This is a genomic window from Protofrankia sp. CiP1_Cm_nod3, from assembly GCF_982290655.1.
Map to the genome: position 1 here is coordinate 5,034 of NZ_CEVIVD010000076.1, position 18,526 is coordinate 23,559.

The following is an 18,526-nucleotide window of genomic DNA, read 5'->3' on the forward strand; positions in this document are numbered from 1 at the left end:
GGGGTGGCGCGAGGGTGACGGTCATGGTGCGTTCCGGGCATGAAGGCGCTGCCCGTAGAGTGGGGCAGGTGTGGGAGAGGGCGTCCACGGGCGGGACCGGTGGGATGTGACGGCCGAGGTGGAAAACGGGAAGTCCATCCCGGACCTGGATGATCCCGCTGGTCCGGATTTCGACGTGTCGTCGGCCCATGAGGAGAGTCACATCAGCGGGAGCCGTACCGGCGGCGAGCCGTATCGGGTGTGCCGGTCGCCACGCGCGGTGGCCACGGTGGCCGGTGCCGGTCTTGTGATCCTCGCCATCGACGTGGTCACGAAGATCGCCGCTGTGGCGAGCCTGTCGGACCGGGCACCGATCGAGCTGCTTCCCGGCGTACTCGACCTACGGCTGACGCGTAACCCCGGGGCCGCGTTCAGTATCGCTGGTGGCGCGACCGTGCTGTTCAGCATCGTCGCCCTGGTGGTTGTCGTGATCATTGTTCGCACCGCCCGGACGCTGACGTCGCTGTCGTGGGCGGTCGTGCTCGGTCTGCTGCTCGGCGGGGCCCTGGGCAACCTCAGCGACCGGATCTTCCGCGCGCCGGCGCCGCTGCGCGGGCATGTCGTGGACTGGATCCACCTGCACAACTGGCCGGTGTTCAACATCGCCGACTCGGCGATCGTGATCGGTGGGGTGGTCGCGGTCATCCTGGCGGCCCTCGGTACCGCTCTGGACGGCCAGCCCGCCCCGCGGGACGGCCAGCCGAATCCGGACGGGCCGGCGGGCCCCGACGGCCGGCCCGCGACGGACATCGACGACCGCGATGGACAGTAACGAAACCGGCGATACGGCCGGTAACGAAGCCGGTAACGAAGCCGGTGACGCGGCCGGCGGCGAAGCCGGCCAGGTAGCCGTGGCAGGGGGCGGTGTGCGGGACAGGCGTGCGCTCCCGGTTCCCGACGGGCTGGACGGCCTGCGCCTGGACGCGGCGATCGCGCGGATGTTCGGGCTGTCCCGGACGGCCGCGGCCCAGCTTGTCGACGACGGCCAGGCCAGCGTGGACGGGGCCGTACGCGGCCGCTCCGACCGGGTCGGCGCCGGGGCGTGGCTGGAGGTGTGCCTGCCGCCCCCGCCGAACCCGGTCCGGGTGGCGGCCGAGCCGGTGCCCGGCCTGCAGGTGATCCATGATGACGACGACATCGTGGTGGTCGGCAAGCCGGTCGGGGTGGCCGCCCACCCCGCGCCGGGCTTCACCGGCCCGACCGTGATCGGTGGCCTCGCCGCCGCGGGCTACCGCGTCGCGACCAGCGGTGCCGCGGAACGCCAGGGCGTTGTCCACCGTCTCGACGTCGGCACGACGGGCATCATGGTCATCGCGAAAAGTGAGCGCGCCTACACCGTGTTGAAGCGGGCTTTCCGGGACCGCGAGGTCGAGAAGATCTACCGTGCTCTGGTGCAGGGGCATCCCGACCCGTCCAGCGGCACGGTGGACGCGCCGATCGACCGGCATCCGCGTAAGCCCGGCCTGTTCGCCGTGGTAGCGGGTGGGAAGCCCAGCGTCACCCACTATGACACCGAAGAGGCGTTCCGGGCCGCGTCGCTGCTCTCGGTGCGCCTGGAGACCGGGCGGACCCATCAGATCCGGGTGCACATGTCGGCGCTGCGGCATCCCTGCGTCGGCGATCTCGCCTACGGCGCTGATCCGGTCCTCGCCGGCCGGCTCGGGCTGGCCCGGCAGTGGCTGCACGCCGCCCAGCTGTCCTTCGCCCATCCCGCGGACAGGCGGTGGGTGACGTTCACCAGCCCCGACCCACCTGATCTCGCGGAGGCGGTTGCCGTTCTTCGGCGGCAGTCGTGACCGCCACCGGTCGTCCGCCGGCTGTGTTCCGGGCGGTGTGGCACCGGTTCGCCAGGGCCCGGTTCACCGGGGTCCGGACCGGGACCGGGGCTGATGCCGGGGCCGGGGCTGAGGCCGGGGCTGATGCCAGGGCCGGGGCTGATGCTGATGCCGGGGCTGATGCTGATGCCGGGGCTGAGGAGCAGACCGGGGCAGCGGGCCGGACGGGAAAGCTGTGGGTTCGCGGCTGGCGTCACTCTGTCGATCATGATGTGGGCCGGCTGGGGAGACCGCGGGCGGGACGGGCCGCCGTGGGCGCGGCATGGCGTGTGCTCGTTGGCCTCGACCATCTGGACGAACGTCTGTTGCCGGTCGCGGGCCGGATCCTGAGCGGGTTCACCGCCCGGGCCTCGCGTCTGCGAACCGCCGCCCCGGGCGTCCAGGGGCTGCCGGGCGGCCTGGCCGTGCCGGGCGCACGCACGGATGATCCGGCCGGCGGCGGTGGGCATGACAACGCGTCCGCCAGGTCGCGCAGGGACAGGGTTACGCCGTACGGTGATGAATGTGACCCGATCGGTAACGCTACCGCAAGCCGAGCCGTCGTGGCGGCCGGGAGAGGCACGGCGCGGCGCGGGACCGTCGAGCCGCGGGACACGGCCGTGGCTGCCGGCCTGGCCAGCACCGCTACCGCCGGTGGCCCGGCCAGCACCGCTACCGCCGGTGGCCTGGCCAGCACCGCTACCGCCGGTGGCCCGGCCAGCACCGCCGCGACTGGTGGCGGCGCGGTCCGGTGGGGTCTTTGCGGCCACCCCGTCATCGAACGGAGCATGCGGATGACGGCGCTGGGCGTGGTTTCGGTGATCGGGGTGAGCACGATCGCAGCCCTGGCGCGCGGCCCGGCCGGCGGACGCGATCTTGAGAGGTTCGACCAGCCGCGGACGGCGGTACCCGCGGTGGGGCGACGGGTGGATCCGGTCGCCAGGCCGGCCTACGCGCTGTCGGGTTCCCCTGCCGCCGGCACCGGTCCTGCCGCCGGCACCGGTCCTGACGCTGCCACCACCGGCCCGGGCATGGTCGCGGGCCCGGTTCCCGTCCCCGCCGCGATCGCGGTCCCCACTCGGGTCGAGGAGATGCCCGCGGCCGCCGTCCTGGTGGGCCTGGGACAGCGGGAGACGGTGGCGGGCTACCTGACGGCGGCGCGGACACGGCTGGCCACCGCGGCCCGGCGGGCCGAGTGGCCCGGCAGCCACCTCAACGCCCATACGGACGCCCACCCCGACGCCCACACGGACGCCCACACGGACGTCTACCCCGACACCTACGCGGTCGTCAGCTTCCCGGGCTACCGGACGCCGGAGCAGGCCCTCGACCTGCTCCGGGACCTGCGGACCGTGCGCGTGTTCTTCCGGGTCCCCCCTGACGGCGCGGCGTTGTCCGCGGATGTCCGCGACCCGCTCGCCGACATCCGGACCGCTTTCGCGCACGCCGCCGACGCCGCGGCGGCCCAGGCCGGCGCCGCTGGCGACGCCGGCGCTGACGCCCGGGAGCGTGCCGTGGACGAGACGGTGGCGTTCAGAGGTTCCTGCGCCTGCCTGTACGGGGCGGTCGTGGCGGCCCCGGCGTGGCGGCTGGCCGCTCTCGGCGAGGCCGAAGCGGTCCGGCTGGTGGACGTCGCGGCGGCGGACGTCCCCGCCGGGCCGGCTGTGTTCGTGCCGCTACGCCCCGAACAGTGATGATCTGAACAGCGGCGATCTGGGCGGTGGCGCCTCGGACAGTGATGACCTGAGCAGTGGCGGCGCGACCGGGGGCGGCGCGAGCGGGGGGCGACATGAGCGGGGCGGAATGGTGGCCGACAGCGGTGAAGGTGGCTGAGCAGCGGTGACACGGTGACGACGGCGGGAACGGTGACGACGGTGGCGCGGACGTGGTGGGCACGAGCCGTTCTCGCGCTGCTCGTCGTCGTCCTGATCGCGGATACGCCGGGGAGTGACGTCACCGGCGGGGCCGACGGGGCTGTCCAGGCCGCCCACCTCACTCGGGCCGCCCAGGCCGCCGGCACCGTCGTGGCCGGCGGCGACGCTGTCGCGGTGAGCTCCGGTGCCGGCGCCGGCGCCGGTGGTCTGGATGCCGGCGCCGCTGGTCGCTACCCGCGGACCACGGCCGTGAGGGCGGCCGGCGCCGCCGCGGGGGCTGGCACCGGCGAGGCCGCTGCCCGGGCCGGCCATGCTCTCGATGCCAGTTCCGATGCCGGTCCCGATGCCGTCGCGGAGGTGCCGGTCACGCTGGCGCGCGGGAGCTCCCCGTACTCGTTGGCCGTCCAGGCGCGACGTGACGGCGAGGGGGTGGCGGAGGTCACCGCCAGGGCCCCCGGGGCCGACTGGGCGGTCCCGGGCGCGGAGTCCGCGGTGCTCGCGATCACGGTGGACGGCGTGCTCGCGACCGACCTCGTCGTGCCCGCCGCACATCCGATCACCAGAAGGGTCCAGCTCGGGCGGCTGCGTGCCGGCGTCCACACTCTCGCGATCACCCTGGACGAGCGGGCCTCCAGCGCTGGCGCGCGGACGGTGGTGATCGATGAACTGTCGGTATCGGTGGTGGCGCCCAGGGCGTCCGGCGGCCCGGATCCGCTTGCGTACGCCCCGATCCTCTACGGACGGTCGCTTCCTGAGTACGGCGGGCTCTTCCAGAACAACCACACCGACACCCCGCTGCTCGCCTGGCACACCCAGGCGCCAGCGGCCGGCCGGCCGGGCCACACGGTGCTGGAGTACAGCGTCATGTTCAGCAACGAGGACGGCGGCACCGGCAACGACCCCGGGTACCTCCAGGCACGCTGGGGACGCCAGACCGACATCGAGTGGGTGTACCGGGCCGAGCTCGACGCGGCCGGGTCCGTGGTGCCGGGGTCGGCGGTCTACCAGGGCCCCGACCACGCGACGCTGCCGTTCACCGGCCGCTACGAGGACGGCCATCCCGTGCTGCGGACGTGTACGGGCAACAACATGGTGTGCGACACGGTCGCCGGCCCCAGCGCCGGCACCGGTGGCATGCGGTTCCTCCTCGCCGCCGATCAGGAGCTCGCCGCGGGCGAGGCGCGGGAGCGGATGATGGACACCGCGGGGTGGACCTACCAGGTGTCTGCGGCCGAGGCGCGCCGCGAGGAGAAGATCGAGCCGGTGGCGTCCGCGTACACACCTGCACTGTCCGACCTGCGGAACTATCTGTACGTCGTGATCCGCAAGACCACGTCCGCCCCGGTCGTCCCGGTTGCCTCGGCCGTGCCGGGCCTGGCCTGGGCCGGCACCACGGTCGGGGTCCGGCTCGCGGGTGACCCGGACGTCCTCTACCGGTCCGACCACATGATCCCCGGCTGGTCCCTGCAGCGGGACGGCGCGGCCGCCACCGCGGTGGAGCTGCCCCCGGGCACGAAGCTCGCCGACATCGCCACGCTCGAGGTGCTGCGGGCCCCGGCCGGGGTGGCCGACCCGGGCTCGACGGTGACGGTCACCGGCGTCGAACGGGCGATCATGCTGGATGCCGACGGGCTGCCCGCGCCCGGGTCGCTGACCTGGTCGGGCAGGGTCACGCTCACCGCGTCCGAGCCGGGCGCCGTTCTGGTACGTCCATGAGGACGGTGCCGGGAGCGTCGGTCGAGGAGCGCGAGCCCCGTCCGTAACCACGCACGCAGGCCACGATCGGCGCGGGTCTGTTGTCTGTACGCTTTCTGGCCGCCCCAGCGCACACAGTGACAGACTCGCGCCGATTTTCTTCGGTGGCCGGCGCCCATCGGCGTGTGCTGTCGTTCGTGAGGATGCCGTCGGGCCCCAGGCCCCAGGCCCAAGGCCGCCGGTAATGGCCGCGGTGTTTTCGGGCAGCAATTTACGCGATATGACCGCTGTCGGGCCGGCGACATTCCAGGCTGTCGTCGTGTACGCTCCGTACGAATACGGTTCCATGTGACGGGCCAATCATGGCCGTACCGCCGCGGCTGATACCCACGCTTGTGATCAATATCACCCGTGGAGGCATGTCAGCTCGATTCAAGGATCCCTCAAGAATTTTTCCCAGTGCGATCGTCCAAACTCGGTACAGCGGCCACCCGGGAAGATCGGAAGGCCGCGAGGTCACGTTTCTTCCGCGGTGTCGGGAGGCCCGGGCCACCGGGTTACCAGGAGGAGGGATCGTTGGTGGTTTCAGTCCTGCGCAACAGTTCGGACGGCGAGGAAAGCACCGTCGAACCCGCGGCCTACTGGCTTCTTCCCAACCAGCTCATCCCCGGCCAGGGCAACCGGCGGCCGATCTCCCAGGATGCCGGCGGGGCCGCGTCGGAGGCGGCCCGGGAAAGCGAGCCGCTGACCCTCGAGCAGCACACCGCGCTCCTGGCCCGGCGGCGGCTGCTCGCCGAGCAGGGAGATGACCCGGAAGCCACCCGGCGGCATCACGCCCGGGGCAAACTCACCGCCCGCGAACGCATCGAACACCTGCTGGACGCGGGTTCCTTCACCGAACTCGACCTTTTCGCCCAGCACCGGGCCACCGGTTTCGGAATGGAGCGTTCCCACCCGTCCGGCGACGGGGTGGTCACCGGGTTCGGCACGGTGGACGGCCGCAGCGTGGTCGTTTTCGCGCATGACGCCCGGGTCCGCGGCGGCGCGCTCGGTGAGACGTTCGCGGCCAAGATCCACCAGGTGCTGGACCTGGCCGAGTCGATCGGCGCGCCGGTCATCGGCCTCAACGACGGCGGTGGCGCGCGCATTCAGGAGGGCGTCGCGGCGCTCGCCGGTTTCGGTGGGCTTTTCGCGCGTAACGTCCGCCTTTCCGGGGTCGTCCCCCAGATCAGCGCCGTTCTCGGGTCCTGCGCCGGCGGCGCGGTGTACTCCCCGGCGCTGACGGACTTCGTCTTCATGACCCGCGACACCGCGAACATGTTCATCACCGGGCCGGACGTCGTGCGCTCGGTCACCGGCGAGGACGTCTCCCAGGCCGAGCTCGGCGGAGCGCAGGTCCACGCCGAGCGCACCGGCGTGGCGAGCTTCCTCGCCGACGACGAGGAGACCTGCCTGGACGAGGTCCGCTACCTGCTCTCCTTCCTGCCGTCGAACAACAACGAGGCGCCGCCGGCGGTCGAGCCGTCCGACGACCCCGACCGCCGCTGTCCGGAGCTGCTGCGGATCGTGCCGTCGAACGAGCGGACGCCGTACGACATCCGGGACGTCATCGAGGAGATCGTGGACGACGGCGAGTACCTGGAGGTGCAGTCGCACTGGGCCCGCAACATCGTGTGCGTCCTGGCCCGTTTCGACGGGCGGGTCGTCGGGATAGTGGGAAACCAGCCGATGGTGCTGGCCGGTGTGCTCGACATCGACGCCTCGGAGAAAGCGGCGAGATTCGTCCGCATGTGTGACGCCTACAATATCCCGCTGGTCACGCTGGTTGACGTACCTGGCTTCCTGCCCGGGGTCGAGCAGGAACACAATGCCATCATCCGCCGGGGCGCCAAGCTGTTGTACGCCTACTGCGAGGCGACTGTGCCGCGGATCCAGGTTATTCTTCGCAAGGCGTTCGGCGGCGCCTACATCGTCATGGACTCCAAGTCGATCGGCTCCGACCTCTCGTTCGCGTGGCCGGTCAACCAGACCGCGGTCATGGGCGCGGACGGGGCCGCGAACATCATATTCCGCAAGGAGCTGGCGGCGGCGGAGAACCCCGACCGGTTGCGCGCGGAACTCACGAAGAAGTACAGCGACGCGCTGCTGCATCCCTATGCCGCCGCCGAGCGCGGCCATGTCGACGACGTCATCGACCCGGCCGACACCCGCCGGATGATCGTCCGCGGGCTGGCCTTCCTGCGGACCAAGCGGCACGTACAGCAGATCCGCAAACACCCCAACGAGCCACTGTAGGCATCCGGGCCGCCGGGGGCGCCGGACGACCGACAGCGTTGCCCCCGCCGGATTCCGCGGTGCCCCTTCGCCGGATTCCGCGGCGCCCTCTTCCGGCGGATTCCGTGGTGACTTCCCGGCGGATTCCGCGGCGCGACCGTCCCGAGGCGCCGGCCGGGAAGCCGGCCGCGGGCACCGTTGCGGGACAGACGACGGAACCGGCGGCGAAGCGCCGGCACAACCGATGGCGGAACCGGCGGGACCAGGGACTGGGAACGGGAAGGAGCGACGGTGCCACAGAGTCCGCGGAGTCTGCGCGCGGGACCGCCCGCGGTCCGGATCCCGTCGGCGGCCGCGGCCGGTGCCCCGCCGCGGCCGCCCGCCACGGCGGACGGGCCGGCGGACGGGCCGGCGGACGCGACGATCGCCGTGACCCCGGGCCACCCCACCAGCGAGGAACTCGCCGCCGTGCTGATCGCGCTGCGGGCGGTGACGGCCGCCGCGCGGCCGGCAGCGGCCAGGCCCGCGAGCCGGGACCGGCCGTGGCGCGACGAGCAGCCCGCCGTGGCGCGCACGGTGCCCGGTGCCTGGGGGCCCGGCCCACGCGTGGTACCCGGGCCGCCCGCGCCCGGCCGCCACGGCACACCCGCCGACCACCTTCGTGGCGCACGCGCCAACCGATCGGAAGGGAGAACCCCGAGATGACCCGGATCCCCGCCACAGCCACGGTCCTCCACCCCAGCGCGGAAAGCCCCGGCGCGGAGAGTCTCGGCGTGGATACTCTCCGCGCGGAGGCCGCCGGCGCGGAGCCCCCACCGGCACCGGCCGTCGGGGCGGAACGGGCCGCGGGCGAGGCGGCGGGGGAGCCCGCCCCGGGCAGCCGCTGCCTGGCCATGTTCCCCGGACAGGGCTCCCAACGGCCCGGGATGGCGGCCGACCTGGTCAGGCGGTACCCGGACACCGCAGGCCGGATCTTCGAGATGGCGGACGACGTCCTCGGCATCCCGCTGACGAAGCTGTGCGTGTCGGGCTCGGCGGAGGAGCTGCGCCGCACGGACGTGACCCAGCCCGCGATCGCCGCGACCAGCCTGGCGGTGCTCGAGGTGCTGCGGGCCGGCGGTTTCGAGGCGTCCGGCGTCGCCGGGCACAGCCTCGGCGAGTACACGGCGCTCGCCGCCGCCGGGGTGCTCGACGCGCGGTCCGTGCTGCGCCTGGTGCGCCGCCGCGGCGAGCTCATGGCCGAGGTGGGCAGCCGTACCCCGGGCGCGATGGCGGCGGTCATCGGGCTGCCGGCCGAGCGGGTCGAGGCGTTGTGCCGGGACGTCACCGGCACCGGTGTCGTGGAGATCGCCAACTACAACGACCCCGGGCAGACGGTCGTCTCGGGCCTGGCGGAGGCGGTCGCGCGGGTCGAGGCGCTGGCGGCGCGGGCCGGCGCGGAACGGATCGTGCGGCTCGACGTCGGCGCCCCCTTCCACTGTTCCCTGATGCGCGACATCGAGGCCGAGTTCGGCGCCGAGCTCGACCGGCACGTGTTCGCCGAACCACAGGTACCGGTGCTCAGCGCCGTCACCGGCGGCTACGTCCGACGGGCGGAGGAGGTGCGCCTGCTGCTGCGGCGGCAGCTCGTCGAGCCGGTCCGGTGGGTCGACACCGTGCGACGGGCCGTGGCGGACGGTCACAGCCTGCTCGTCGAGGTCGGGCCGGGCCGGGTCCTGACGGGATTCGTCAAGCGGATCGCCCCGGATGTCCGGGCGCTGGGAACCGCCCGTCCCCAGGCGATCGAGGCGCTGCTCGCCACCGCCGGCCACGGCGCCCCGCGCCCGGCGGTCCCGGCATAGCGCGCCGGCCGCGGCGGGCCGGCATTCCTCCGGCCCGCACCGTGCCACAACTGCCAGCACCCCCCGACCCACCACGTGATCCCTATGCCACGTGATCTGTACGCCACGTGATCCGCGCGCTGTGTGATCTCAACGCTGTGTGATCTCCATGAAAGAAAGGACAGTCCCATGACCGACACCGCAGCCTTCCCCGCCGCCATCCAGGAGGCCGTCGCCGACGCCCTCGGCCTGGACGAGACCGAGGTCACCCCGTTGTCCACCCTGATCGGGGACCTCGGCGCGGAATCGATCGACCTGCTGGACATCCTTTTCCGTATCGAGCGGAAGACCGGCGTGAAGATCCAGGCGTCCGACATAGGCAACCACATTCAGGGCGGCATCCCGGACTCGGAGTTCGGCGACGAGAACGAGATCATCACCCCGGTCGGCCTGGCCCAGCTGAAGAAGGCCATGCCGCAGATCGACACCGAGGAACTGGCCGGCAAGCTCCCGGCCGACCAGGTGATGAGCCTGTTCACCGTGCAGAACCTCGTCGACCTGGCGGTCCTGCGCGCCACGGCCACGGTGGACGCCTGAGCGCCCCGGCACCGGGATCCGGCGGCAGGGCCCGGCGTCCCAGGGGCTCGGCGTCCTGGGGATCCGGCAACGGGACCCCGCCGTGGCCGCTCCGCCCGGATGGCCACGGCGGGAGACGGCACGGACCGGCGGCACGGACCGGCGACCAGTGACACCGGCCGACGTGGCCGGCCGGCCAGAACGACAGGAAGGAAAGGAAAGGACGTGACGAAGCTGGCAGGGCAGGTCGCCCTTGTCACGGGGGCGTCCCGCGGCATCGGCCGCGCGGTCGCCCTGGCGCTCGCGGACGACGGCGCGCACGTCGCCGTGAACTACCGGTCCCGCGCCGACGAGGCGCAGGCCGTCGTCGAGGAGATCGAGAAGGCCGGCGGGAAGGCCGTCGCGCTCGCCGCCGACGTCGCGGACCCCGAGCAGGCGGCCGCGCTGGTCGAGCGGGCCCGCGCCGAGCTGGGCGGGCTGCACATCCTCGTGAACAACGCGGGGATCACCCGGGACGGGCTGATCTACACCATGGCGCCGACGGACTGGCTCGAGGTCATGCGGGTCAACTTCGGTGGGGTCTTCAACTGCACGCAGGCCGCGATGGGCCACTTCATGGCGGAACGCGCCGGCGTCATCATCAACATCTCCTCGGTGATGGGCGAGCGGGCCTGGACCGGCGAGTCCGCCTACGCGGCGTCCAAAGGGGCGATCAACGCCTTCACCCGCAACTGCGCGCTGGAGCTGGCCCGCTTCGGAGTGCGGGTCAACGCCGTGCTCCCGGGCTTCGTCCCCACCGATCTCGTCGACGGGCTGCTGGCCAAGGACGGCGGGAAGGCCATCAAACGGCGCATCCCCCTGCGGGAGTTCGCCACCCCCGGGCAGATCGCCCGGGTGGTGGCCTTCGTCGCCGGGCCCGACGCCGACTACATGACCGGGGAGCTGCTGCGCGTGGACGGCGGGGCCGCGGCCGTGCTCGGCACCGGCCGTCCCGACTGACCACCCGGGACCGCGGGGCCCCGGCAGCCGGGGCCCACCGGCGGCGCGCGAGGAGCACGACCGTGCTTCCCACGGGCTTCCCGCGGCTTTCCCGCGGGCGGGCCGGCGGGCCGGTGGGCCGACAGGCGCGTGAACCGACAGGAAGGCAGGCGCGGCCGATGCGCTTTCATCTCATTGACCGGATCGACTCCTGGGAGCCGGACCGGCGGATCGTCGGGCGCAAGGTGACGTCCGGCACGGAGCAGTTCTGGCGAGCCGGCCTCACCGGGCCGGTCATGCCGCCGCCGCTGGTGCTCGAGGCCCTCTGCCAGGCGGGCACCTGGCTGGTGATGATGAGCAGCGGGCACCGTAAACGAGCCGCGCTGCTGTCCGTGGGCGAGGTGGCGTTCCTCGGTGACGTCACACCGGGCGACGTGCTGCTGCTCGACGGCACGGTCGTGTCGATCTCGGACGAGGTCGCCGTCCTGGACGGGACGGTCAGCGCCGGCGGGCGCACCGTGCTCACCGCGACGTCCATCATGTGTGCCCTCATCGACGCCGAGCGGCTGGACGACCCGGCCGCCACGGCCCGGATGGCCGACCAGCTGACCGGGGCGGTGAGCGCGCCGTGAGGCGGGTGGCGATCACCGGCGTGGGCGCGGTCACCCCGGTCGGCAACGACGCGGCCACCACCTGGGCGAACCTCGTCGCCGGCCGCAGCGGGGTGGGCGAGCTGACCACCTTCGACACCTCGACGTTCTCGGTCCGCATCGGCGGCCAGGTCCGGGACTTCACCCTGCGTGATCTCGTTCCCGAGGCCGCCGGCTGGCGGCACCTGTCGCGGGCCGGCGGGTTCGGGCTGGCGGCGGCGGCGGAGGCACTGCGCGAAGCCAAGGTCACCCCCGCCACCTACGACCCCGACGAGTGCGGCGTCGCGATGGGCGGCAGCGTCGGACGCCCGGAGCTCCAGCAGGTCGTGGACATCGGCCACCTGCGGGAACGCACCGGCAACCGGGAGATCTTCCGGCATCCGCCCGGTGACGTGCTGCTGCGTGACCAGAACGTGCCGGTCGCCGCGATCGCGCGGCTGGCCGCCTGCACCGGGCCGATGGTCAGCGTCAGCACCGCCTGCTCCGGGTCGGGGCACGCTATCGGGGAGGCGTTCCGGCACATCCAGGACGGTGACGCGACGCTCATGCTCGCCGGCGGTTTCGACGCCCTGACCACCTGGATGGACCTGCTGGGCTTCAGCCTGCTGGGCGCGTTGACCGACCGTTACAACGACGACCCGACGCGGGCCTCGCGCCCGTTCGACGCCGACCGGTCGGGCTTCGTCATCGGGGAGGGCGCGGTCGTCGTCGTGCTGGAGGAGCTCTCCGCGGCCAGGGCGCGCGGGGCACCGGTCCTCGCCGAGCTCCTCGGCTACAGCTCGACCCTGAACGCCTACCGGATCACCGACTCGCCGCCGGACGGGCGCGGCGCCATCCAGGTGATGGCCCGGGCGCTGGCCGAGTCCGGGCTCGGGCCCGCCGGCATCGACTACGTCGTCGCGCACGGGACGGGGACCCCGGGCAACGACGCCTCCGAGACGACAGCGATCAAGGAGGTGTTCGGCGCCGACGCCCACCGTCTCGTGGTGAGCTCGCCGAAGTCGATGACCGGCCATCTCACCTCGGCCAGCGCCGCGCTGAACCTGCTCGCCGCGCTCGGTGCCATCCAGCACTCGGTCGTCCCGCCGACGGTGAACCTCGACACCGCGGATCCCAGGCTCGACCTCGACTACGTCCCGCTGGTGGCCCGGCCGATGCCGGTGTCGGGCGTCATGGTCAACGCGTTCGCGTTCGGCGGGACCAACACCTGCCTGGTGGTCGGTACCCCCAAGGAGGAATCATGACCGGCGCCGACATCGGCTCGGAACCGCTGCCGACAGCCTTCGACCGGCTCGTCCAGCTGGAGCACGGCCGGCAGGCGGTAGCTGTCCGTAACATTCCTGGGACGCTGGACGTCTTCGACAGCCACTTCCCGCGCTTCCCCGTGCTGCCGGGCATGCTGCTCTTCGAGAGCATGGTGGCCCTGGCCGGGCTGGTGCTGGCCGCGCCGGGGGAACGCTGGCGGCTGTCCGGGGCGCGGGTGGTGCGCTTCCGCCACTTCGTCCGGCCCGGCGACCAGGCGGAGATCACCGTGCGGGTCCTCGACCGCGCGGGGCAGACCGCCCGGTGCACCGCCTCGGTCACCGTCGACGGGCGTCCCGTCGCCTCCGTCCGGGCGCTGGAGCTGCTGCGGGAACCGTCGATGCTGGCGGCGACGGTATGAGCGGCGAGCGCGCGAGAAAAGTCGTGATCACCGGGATCGGGCTGCTCACGGCACTCGGTGAGGGCGTCCAGGACACCTGGGACGGGGTGCTGGCGGGCCGCGGCGGTGTGACGCCCCTGCGCGGTTACGACCCGTCGTCACTGCGCACCCAGCTGGGTGCCCAACTGGTTGATTTAGACCCAAAACAGTATGTAAGCCGCCGGACGCTGCGCAAGATGACCCCCAACGACGAGATCGCGATGGTGGGTGCCGTCCTCGCGCTGCGTGACGCCGGCCTGGAGGACGAGCGGCCCTTCGGCGAGCGGGCCGGCCTCTTCGTCGGCGGCAACAAGGAGCTTTCCCGGCCGGAGGGGGTGGTGGCCGGGGCGCTGGCCGCCCGCGCCGACGACGGCAGCGCCGACTACCACCGGCTCGGACGGGTCGCGTCCTCCACACTGACACCGCTGTTCTACGTCGAGGGGCTGCAGGCGGCGTCGCTGTTCTACATCTCCGAGGCCTACGGCTTCCTCGGCCCCAACGCCTACTTCGCCGGCACCGCCGAGGCGGGGGCGAGCGCGGTGGGACGCGCGGCGCGCGCGGTCCGGCGCGGCGAGGCCGACCTGGCGCTCGCCGGCGGGTTCGACGACCCCACCTCCTGGTGGTCGATGTCGAAGATGGACGGGCTCGGTGTGCTCTCGTCCCGCAACGAGCTGGGCGCGGCGGCCTGCCGGCCCTACGACCGGGCCCGCAGCGGATCGGTCTTCGGTGACGGCGCCGCGTTCCTCGTCCTGGAGGAGCGCGAGGCCGCGCTGGCCAGGGGAGCCCGCTGCTACGCCGAGATACGCGGGGTGGGCGCCGGTAACGACGGCGGCATGGTCGTCACGCCCGACCCGGGCGGCCGCGGGCTGATCCGCGCGATCACGGCGGCGCTGCGGGACGCGGACATGCCCGCCGAGGACGTCTCCTACATCGCCTCGCACGGCTGCGCGACCACGCTCGGGGACCTCAGCGAGACCCAGGCGATCCGCCGGTCGCTCGGGGCCCACGCCGAGCGCGTGTGGGCGAGCAGTGTCAAGCCGCAGACCGGGCATCTCGTCGCCGGGGCCGGGGCGCTGAACGTGGCGGTCGCCGCGCTGGCGCTGGCGGCGGGCGTGGCCCCCGCCACGGCCAACCTCGACGATCCCGACCCGGGCTGCGACCTCGACTGGATACCCGGCCAGCCCCGCGAGGCCCGGCTGACCGGCGCGCTCGCGCTCGCCCGCGGCCTGGCGGGCCAGCAGGTGGCGCTCGCCCTGGGCCGGGCGGCATGACCGGGCCCCGCCCTGGGCCGGGCGGCATGACCCCGTCGGCGCCGCCCGGCGGTCCCCGTCCGGGCAGCGCTCCGCGGCCCGGAGATCCCGGCATCGGTCTTCGTGCCAGTAGCGATTTTCGTTCCGACAGCCGTTCCGACAGCCGTTCCGACAGCGACGGAGGGGAGCCCGACATGGCGGAGGGGACACAGACCGCCGGTGACGCCGATCGGGTGGTCGTCACCGGTCTGGGAGCGGTGACGGCGCAGGGCGTCGGCGTGGCGAAGCTGTGGGAGGGCGTCCTGGCGGGCCAGGTGGCGATCCGTCCGGTGAAGAACCTGCCGATGGACGGCTACCGCACCGCCCTCGGCGGGGAGGTGCAGGAACCGGCCATCCCCGCCTACCCGTGGCCGCTGGACGTCGGCAGAGAACCGGCGCTGGACTTCGCTCTCGTCGCCGCCGAGGAGGCGATGGCCGCGTGCGGCATCGGCGTCGGCACCGCCGGTGGGGCCGCGGGCGCACCGGCCGCGCTGGTTCCCGCGCAGCGGTGGGGTGTCGTGCTCGGCAGCTGCAACGGCGGGCTGGTCAGCGGGGAGCGGGCCCTGCGCGACGAGCTCGCCGGCCGTCAGCCGGACTGGCGGCACACCCTGATGGTGTCCCCGCAGGCGATCGCCGAGGCGCTCGGCGCCGCCTTCGGCCTGCGCGGGCCGGTGCTGTCGGTCAACACCGCGTGCGCCTCCGGGGCGCACGCGATCGCCCACGCCACCGAACTGATCGTCACCGGCCAGGCGGACGCCGTCCTCGTCGGCGGCACCGACGCCTTCTCCGACGTGGTCTTCGCCGGTTTCAACAGCCTGGAGTCGCTCGCGGTGGGGCCGGCCGCGCCGTACTCGAAGGACCGCGACGGGCTGTCCCTCGGGGAGGGTGCCGGCATGCTCGTCCTGGTCCGCGCCGACATCGCGCGGGCGGCCGGTGCCCGCATGTTCGCCGAGGTCCTCGGCTACGGCTTCTCGGCGGACGGGTACCACCCGACCGCGCCGCACCCGCAGGGGGCGGGCGCCGCCCGGGCGATCACCGCCGCGCTCTCCCGCGCGGGCGTCGCCGCCGACGAGGTCGGGTACATCAACGGCCACGGCACCGGCACACCCAAGAACGACCCGGCCGAGAGCAACGCGATCCGCGCGGCCCTCGGGGAGGCGGCCGGGACGGTCGCGCTCAGCAGCACCAAGTCGATGGTGGGCCACCTGCTCGGGGCCGCGGGGGCGGTCGAGAGCATCGTCACGATCCTCGCCCTCGACGGGCAGGTCGCCCCGCCGACCGCCGGGTTCACCGCCGCCGACCCCCAGTGCGGGCTCGACGTCGTGCCGAACGAGGCCCGGCCGCTGGCCATGGACGTCGCGGTGTCGAACAACTTCGCGTTCGCCGGCGCCAACGCCTCGGTCGTCTTCGGCCGCCCCGGCCGGCGGCCCGCCGCGCCGGCCGGCCGGGACCGGCAGCGGGACCGGCAGCGGGACCGGGACCGGGACCCGGTTGTGATCACCGGCCTGGCCGCGCTGACGCCCGCCGGCACGAGCGTGGCCGAGCTGTGGGCGGCCTACCAGGCCGCCGGGAGCGCCGAGGGCCGGCCCGGACCGGCCGGCCCCGACGCCGGCCGCCCCGACGCCGGCCGCGCGGACGCCGGCCAGGCGGGCGCAGACCAGGACGCCGGCCGCATCGACGTCGGCCACGTCGAGTTCGACCCGGCGGCCTACCTGCCCGCGCGCCAGCGGCGGCGGCTGGACCGGCTCGGGCTGCTGGCCGTCGCGTCCTGCCAGGACGCCCTGGCCGACGCCGGGCTCGCCGACGTCGCGCGGCCCGCGACCGGGATCGGCGTCATCCTGGGCACCGGCCTGGGCCCGATGGAGAGCATGGAGCGTTTCACCACGCCGCTGCTGGCCGAGGGCCCGGCGGCGGCGAACCCCGCGGTGTTCCCCAACACCGTGTACAACGCCGCGGCCGGCCAGGTGGCGATGCTGCTGGGGCTGACCGGGGTCACCTCGACGGTGACCGCCATGCACGCGGCCGGCGCCGCCGCCCTGTGCGTCGCCGCCGACCTGCTGCGCGCCGGAGCGGCGGACGCGGTCGTCTGCCCCGCCGTCGACGTGCTGCCGCCGGCCGTGGTGAACGCGTACCGCCGGACCCCCCTGTTCGCCGGCGCCGGCGGCGCGTACACGCTGGTGGAGGCCGGTTTCGCGCTGGTGCTGGAGCGGTTGTCGGCGGCCCGGGCGCGCGGCGCCCGCATCCGCGCGGTGCTCCGCGGGCAGGGCATCGCCTCGGACGCCCGGGGCGTGGGCCGCTGGGACGCCCGCGGCCGCGGTGTCGAGCAGGCGGTGCGCACCGCGCTGGCGGCAGCCGGTGCCGAGCCGGGCGCACTGTCCGCGGTCTGGGCCAACGCCGCCGGGATCCGGGCCGTCGACCGGCCGGAGCTGGCCGCCCTGGGCCGCGTGTTCGGCCCGGCCGGGCCCCGCGTCGAGATGCCCAAGCGCAGCCTGGGCGAGCCGGTCGGGGCGGGCGCGCACCTCTCGGCGGTCCTCGCCGTGGCCGGCTGGGAGGCCGGCGGGGCCGCCGGCCCCGTCCTGGTGAACAGCTCCTCCCTCGGCGGCACGCACGTCAGCCTCGTCCTGACCGGCCCAGAAGGCGGCGGTCCCGCCGGCCCGGAAGCAACCGGCCATGTTTTCCACGCCGTGGGCGCCGCGGGTGCCGCGGGCTCCCGGAAGGAGCGGTGATGACCAGCCACCATGTCCGGATCGTGAGCACCGGCGGCTACCTGCCCGGTGAGCCGCTGTCCAACGACGACCTGGAGCGGCTGTGCGGCCCGCTGCCGGACGACGTGCTCGACGGCCTCCAGGTGCGCCGCCGCCACTGGATGATCGATCCGGGCACCGGCGAGCACCTGGTGAGCAACAGCGAGATGGCCACGGCCGCGGCCCGGCAGGCGCTCGACCGCGCCGGGCTCGAGGCCGCCGACGTCGACCTGCTGGTGATGTCGACGTCCTCCCCGGAGTACCCGCTGCCCGCGGCGGTCACCTTCGTCCAGGAGCGTCTCGGCCTGGCCCGGTGCGCGGTCGTGGAGGTCCGCTCCGGGTGCGCGGGGGCGATGCACGCGCTGGACATCGCCCGCCGCCAGCTGGCCGACGGCTCCGCGCGGACCGCGGTGGTCATCGGCAGCGAGGCCGTCTCCCCGGTGCTGGCGCCGATCTTCCTCGGCCGCCGTCCCGACTCCGTCCGGCTGCGGGACCGGATCGCCATCTACAACTTCGGCGACGGGGCGGGAGCGATGGTGCTGCGCGCCGAGCCCGCCGGGCCGGGGGAGCCGGCGAGCTTCCATGCCAGCGTCAACGCCTGCATGGGCGGGGACCGCAAACCCGGCATGCAGATCATCGGCGGCGGCACGCACGCCCCCGTGGCCGAGCAGATGCGCGCCCGGCGCCCGGTCGACCTGCGTCTCGACGTGGTCGAGTCGGCGAGCTTCGGGCCGCGGGTGTTCGTCACCGCCCTGGACGAGCTGCTGCGCCGCAGCGGCCTGACCCTGCGGGAGGTCGACGCGTGCGTCGTGCCCGAGGGCAACGCCGGCTACTTCAACGGCGAGCTCGAGGCCGCGGGGCTGTCCGCCGAGGACTGCGAGCTGCTCGCGGGCAGGGTCGTGGAGAACCTGACCGACGTCGGGGCGACCGGCTCCGCCGCCGTGCCCCTGGCGCTGGACGACGCCTGGACCTCCGGGCGGATCCGGCCCGGCGACGAGGTGCTGCTGCTGGCGATCGAGACCAGCAGGTGGCTGTACGCCGGGCTCTCGCTCACCTGGAGCGCTCCCTGGCCGGGCGCCGGCCTGTCGGCCG

The 18,526-nt window shown here is 73.9% G+C and carries 15 protein-coding genes; all 15 read left to right on the plus strand.

What is annotated here, in order from left to right; genetic code table 11:
- The first annotated feature begins 106 nt into the window (after window positions 1-106).
- Window positions 107-811 carry a signal peptidase II gene (locus tag AC5LUJ_RS15160; protein ID WP_493465142.1) on the plus strand — a complete coding sequence of 235 codons (705 nt, stop codon included), beginning with the start codon at window positions 107-109 and terminating at the stop codon, window positions 809-811.
- Window positions 801-1,835: an RluA family pseudouridine synthase gene (locus AC5LUJ_RS15165; RefSeq protein WP_250285270.1), complete on the plus strand. Its 1,035-nt coding sequence runs from the start codon at window positions 801-803 to the stop codon at window positions 1,833-1,835. Before AC5LUJ_RS15160 ends, AC5LUJ_RS15165 begins: the two co-directional genes overlap by 11 nt.
- Window positions 1,836-2,143: 308 nt before the next feature.
- A complete protein-coding gene (locus AC5LUJ_RS15170; RefSeq protein ID WP_250285271.1) occupies window positions 2,144-3,547 on the plus strand; it encodes a hypothetical protein in 1,404 nt (467 codons plus the stop codon).
- A gap of 153 nt (window positions 3,548-3,700) precedes the next feature.
- Window positions 3,701-5,443, plus strand: coding sequence for a hypothetical protein (locus AC5LUJ_RS15175; RefSeq protein ID WP_493465143.1), 1,743 nt, complete (start codon window positions 3,701-3,703; stop codon window positions 5,441-5,443).
- Window positions 5,444-6,001: 558 nt separating this feature from the next.
- Window positions 6,002-7,717, plus strand: coding sequence for an acyl-CoA carboxylase subunit beta (locus AC5LUJ_RS15180; protein WP_493465147.1), 1,716 nt, complete (start codon window positions 6,002-6,004; stop codon window positions 7,715-7,717).
- Between the two features lie 270 nt (window positions 7,718-7,987).
- Window positions 7,988-8,401: an acyl-CoA carboxylase epsilon subunit gene (locus AC5LUJ_RS15185; RefSeq protein ID WP_493465144.1), complete on the plus strand. Its 414-nt coding sequence runs from the start codon at window positions 7,988-7,990 to the stop codon at window positions 8,399-8,401.
- A complete protein-coding gene (gene fabD / locus AC5LUJ_RS15190) occupies window positions 8,398-9,537 on the plus strand; it encodes an ACP S-malonyltransferase (protein WP_250291910.1) in 1,140 nt (379 codons plus the stop codon). The genes AC5LUJ_RS15185 and fabD overlap by 4 nt, the downstream gene beginning before the upstream one ends.
- Before the next feature lie 168 nt (window positions 9,538-9,705).
- Window positions 9,706-10,113, plus strand: a complete 408-nt coding sequence (locus AC5LUJ_RS15195) for an acyl carrier protein (protein WP_250286757.1) — start codon at window positions 9,706-9,708, stop codon at window positions 10,111-10,113.
- Between the two features lie 204 nt (window positions 10,114-10,317).
- Window positions 10,318-11,091 carry an SDR family NAD(P)-dependent oxidoreductase gene (locus tag AC5LUJ_RS15200; protein ID WP_250286755.1) on the plus strand — a complete coding sequence of 258 codons (774 nt, stop codon included), beginning with the start codon at window positions 10,318-10,320 and terminating at the stop codon, window positions 11,089-11,091.
- Window positions 11,092-11,249: 158 nt separating this feature from the next.
- Entirely contained in the window at window positions 11,250-11,702 is a 453-nt protein-coding gene (locus AC5LUJ_RS15205; RefSeq protein ID WP_250286753.1) for a 3-hydroxyacyl-ACP dehydratase FabZ family protein, read from the plus strand.
- Window positions 11,699-12,964: a beta-ketoacyl-[acyl-carrier-protein] synthase family protein gene (locus tag AC5LUJ_RS15210; RefSeq protein ID WP_250286752.1), complete on the plus strand. Its 1,266-nt coding sequence runs from the start codon at window positions 11,699-11,701 to the stop codon at window positions 12,962-12,964. Before AC5LUJ_RS15205 ends, AC5LUJ_RS15210 begins: the two co-directional genes overlap by 4 nt.
- Entirely contained in the window at window positions 12,961-13,383 is a 423-nt protein-coding gene (locus AC5LUJ_RS15215) for a 3-hydroxyacyl-ACP dehydratase FabZ family protein (protein WP_250286750.1), read from the plus strand. Before AC5LUJ_RS15210 ends, AC5LUJ_RS15215 begins: the two co-directional genes overlap by 4 nt.
- Window positions 13,380-14,672 carry a beta-ketoacyl-[acyl-carrier-protein] synthase family protein gene (locus AC5LUJ_RS15220; RefSeq protein WP_250286748.1) on the plus strand — a complete coding sequence of 431 codons (1,293 nt, stop codon included), beginning with the start codon at window positions 13,380-13,382 and terminating at the stop codon, window positions 14,670-14,672. The genes AC5LUJ_RS15215 and AC5LUJ_RS15220 overlap by 4 nt, the downstream gene beginning before the upstream one ends.
- 173 nt (window positions 14,673-14,845) lie before the next feature.
- Entirely contained in the window at window positions 14,846-17,416 is a 2,571-nt protein-coding gene (locus tag AC5LUJ_RS15225) for a beta-ketoacyl synthase N-terminal-like domain-containing protein (protein WP_493465145.1), read from the plus strand.
- Window positions 17,416-18,526: 3-oxoacyl-ACP synthase III family protein (locus tag AC5LUJ_RS15230; RefSeq protein WP_493465146.1), on the plus strand; the 1,111-nt coding region annotated here is incomplete at its 3' end. The genes AC5LUJ_RS15225 and AC5LUJ_RS15230, both read left to right, overlap by 1 nt.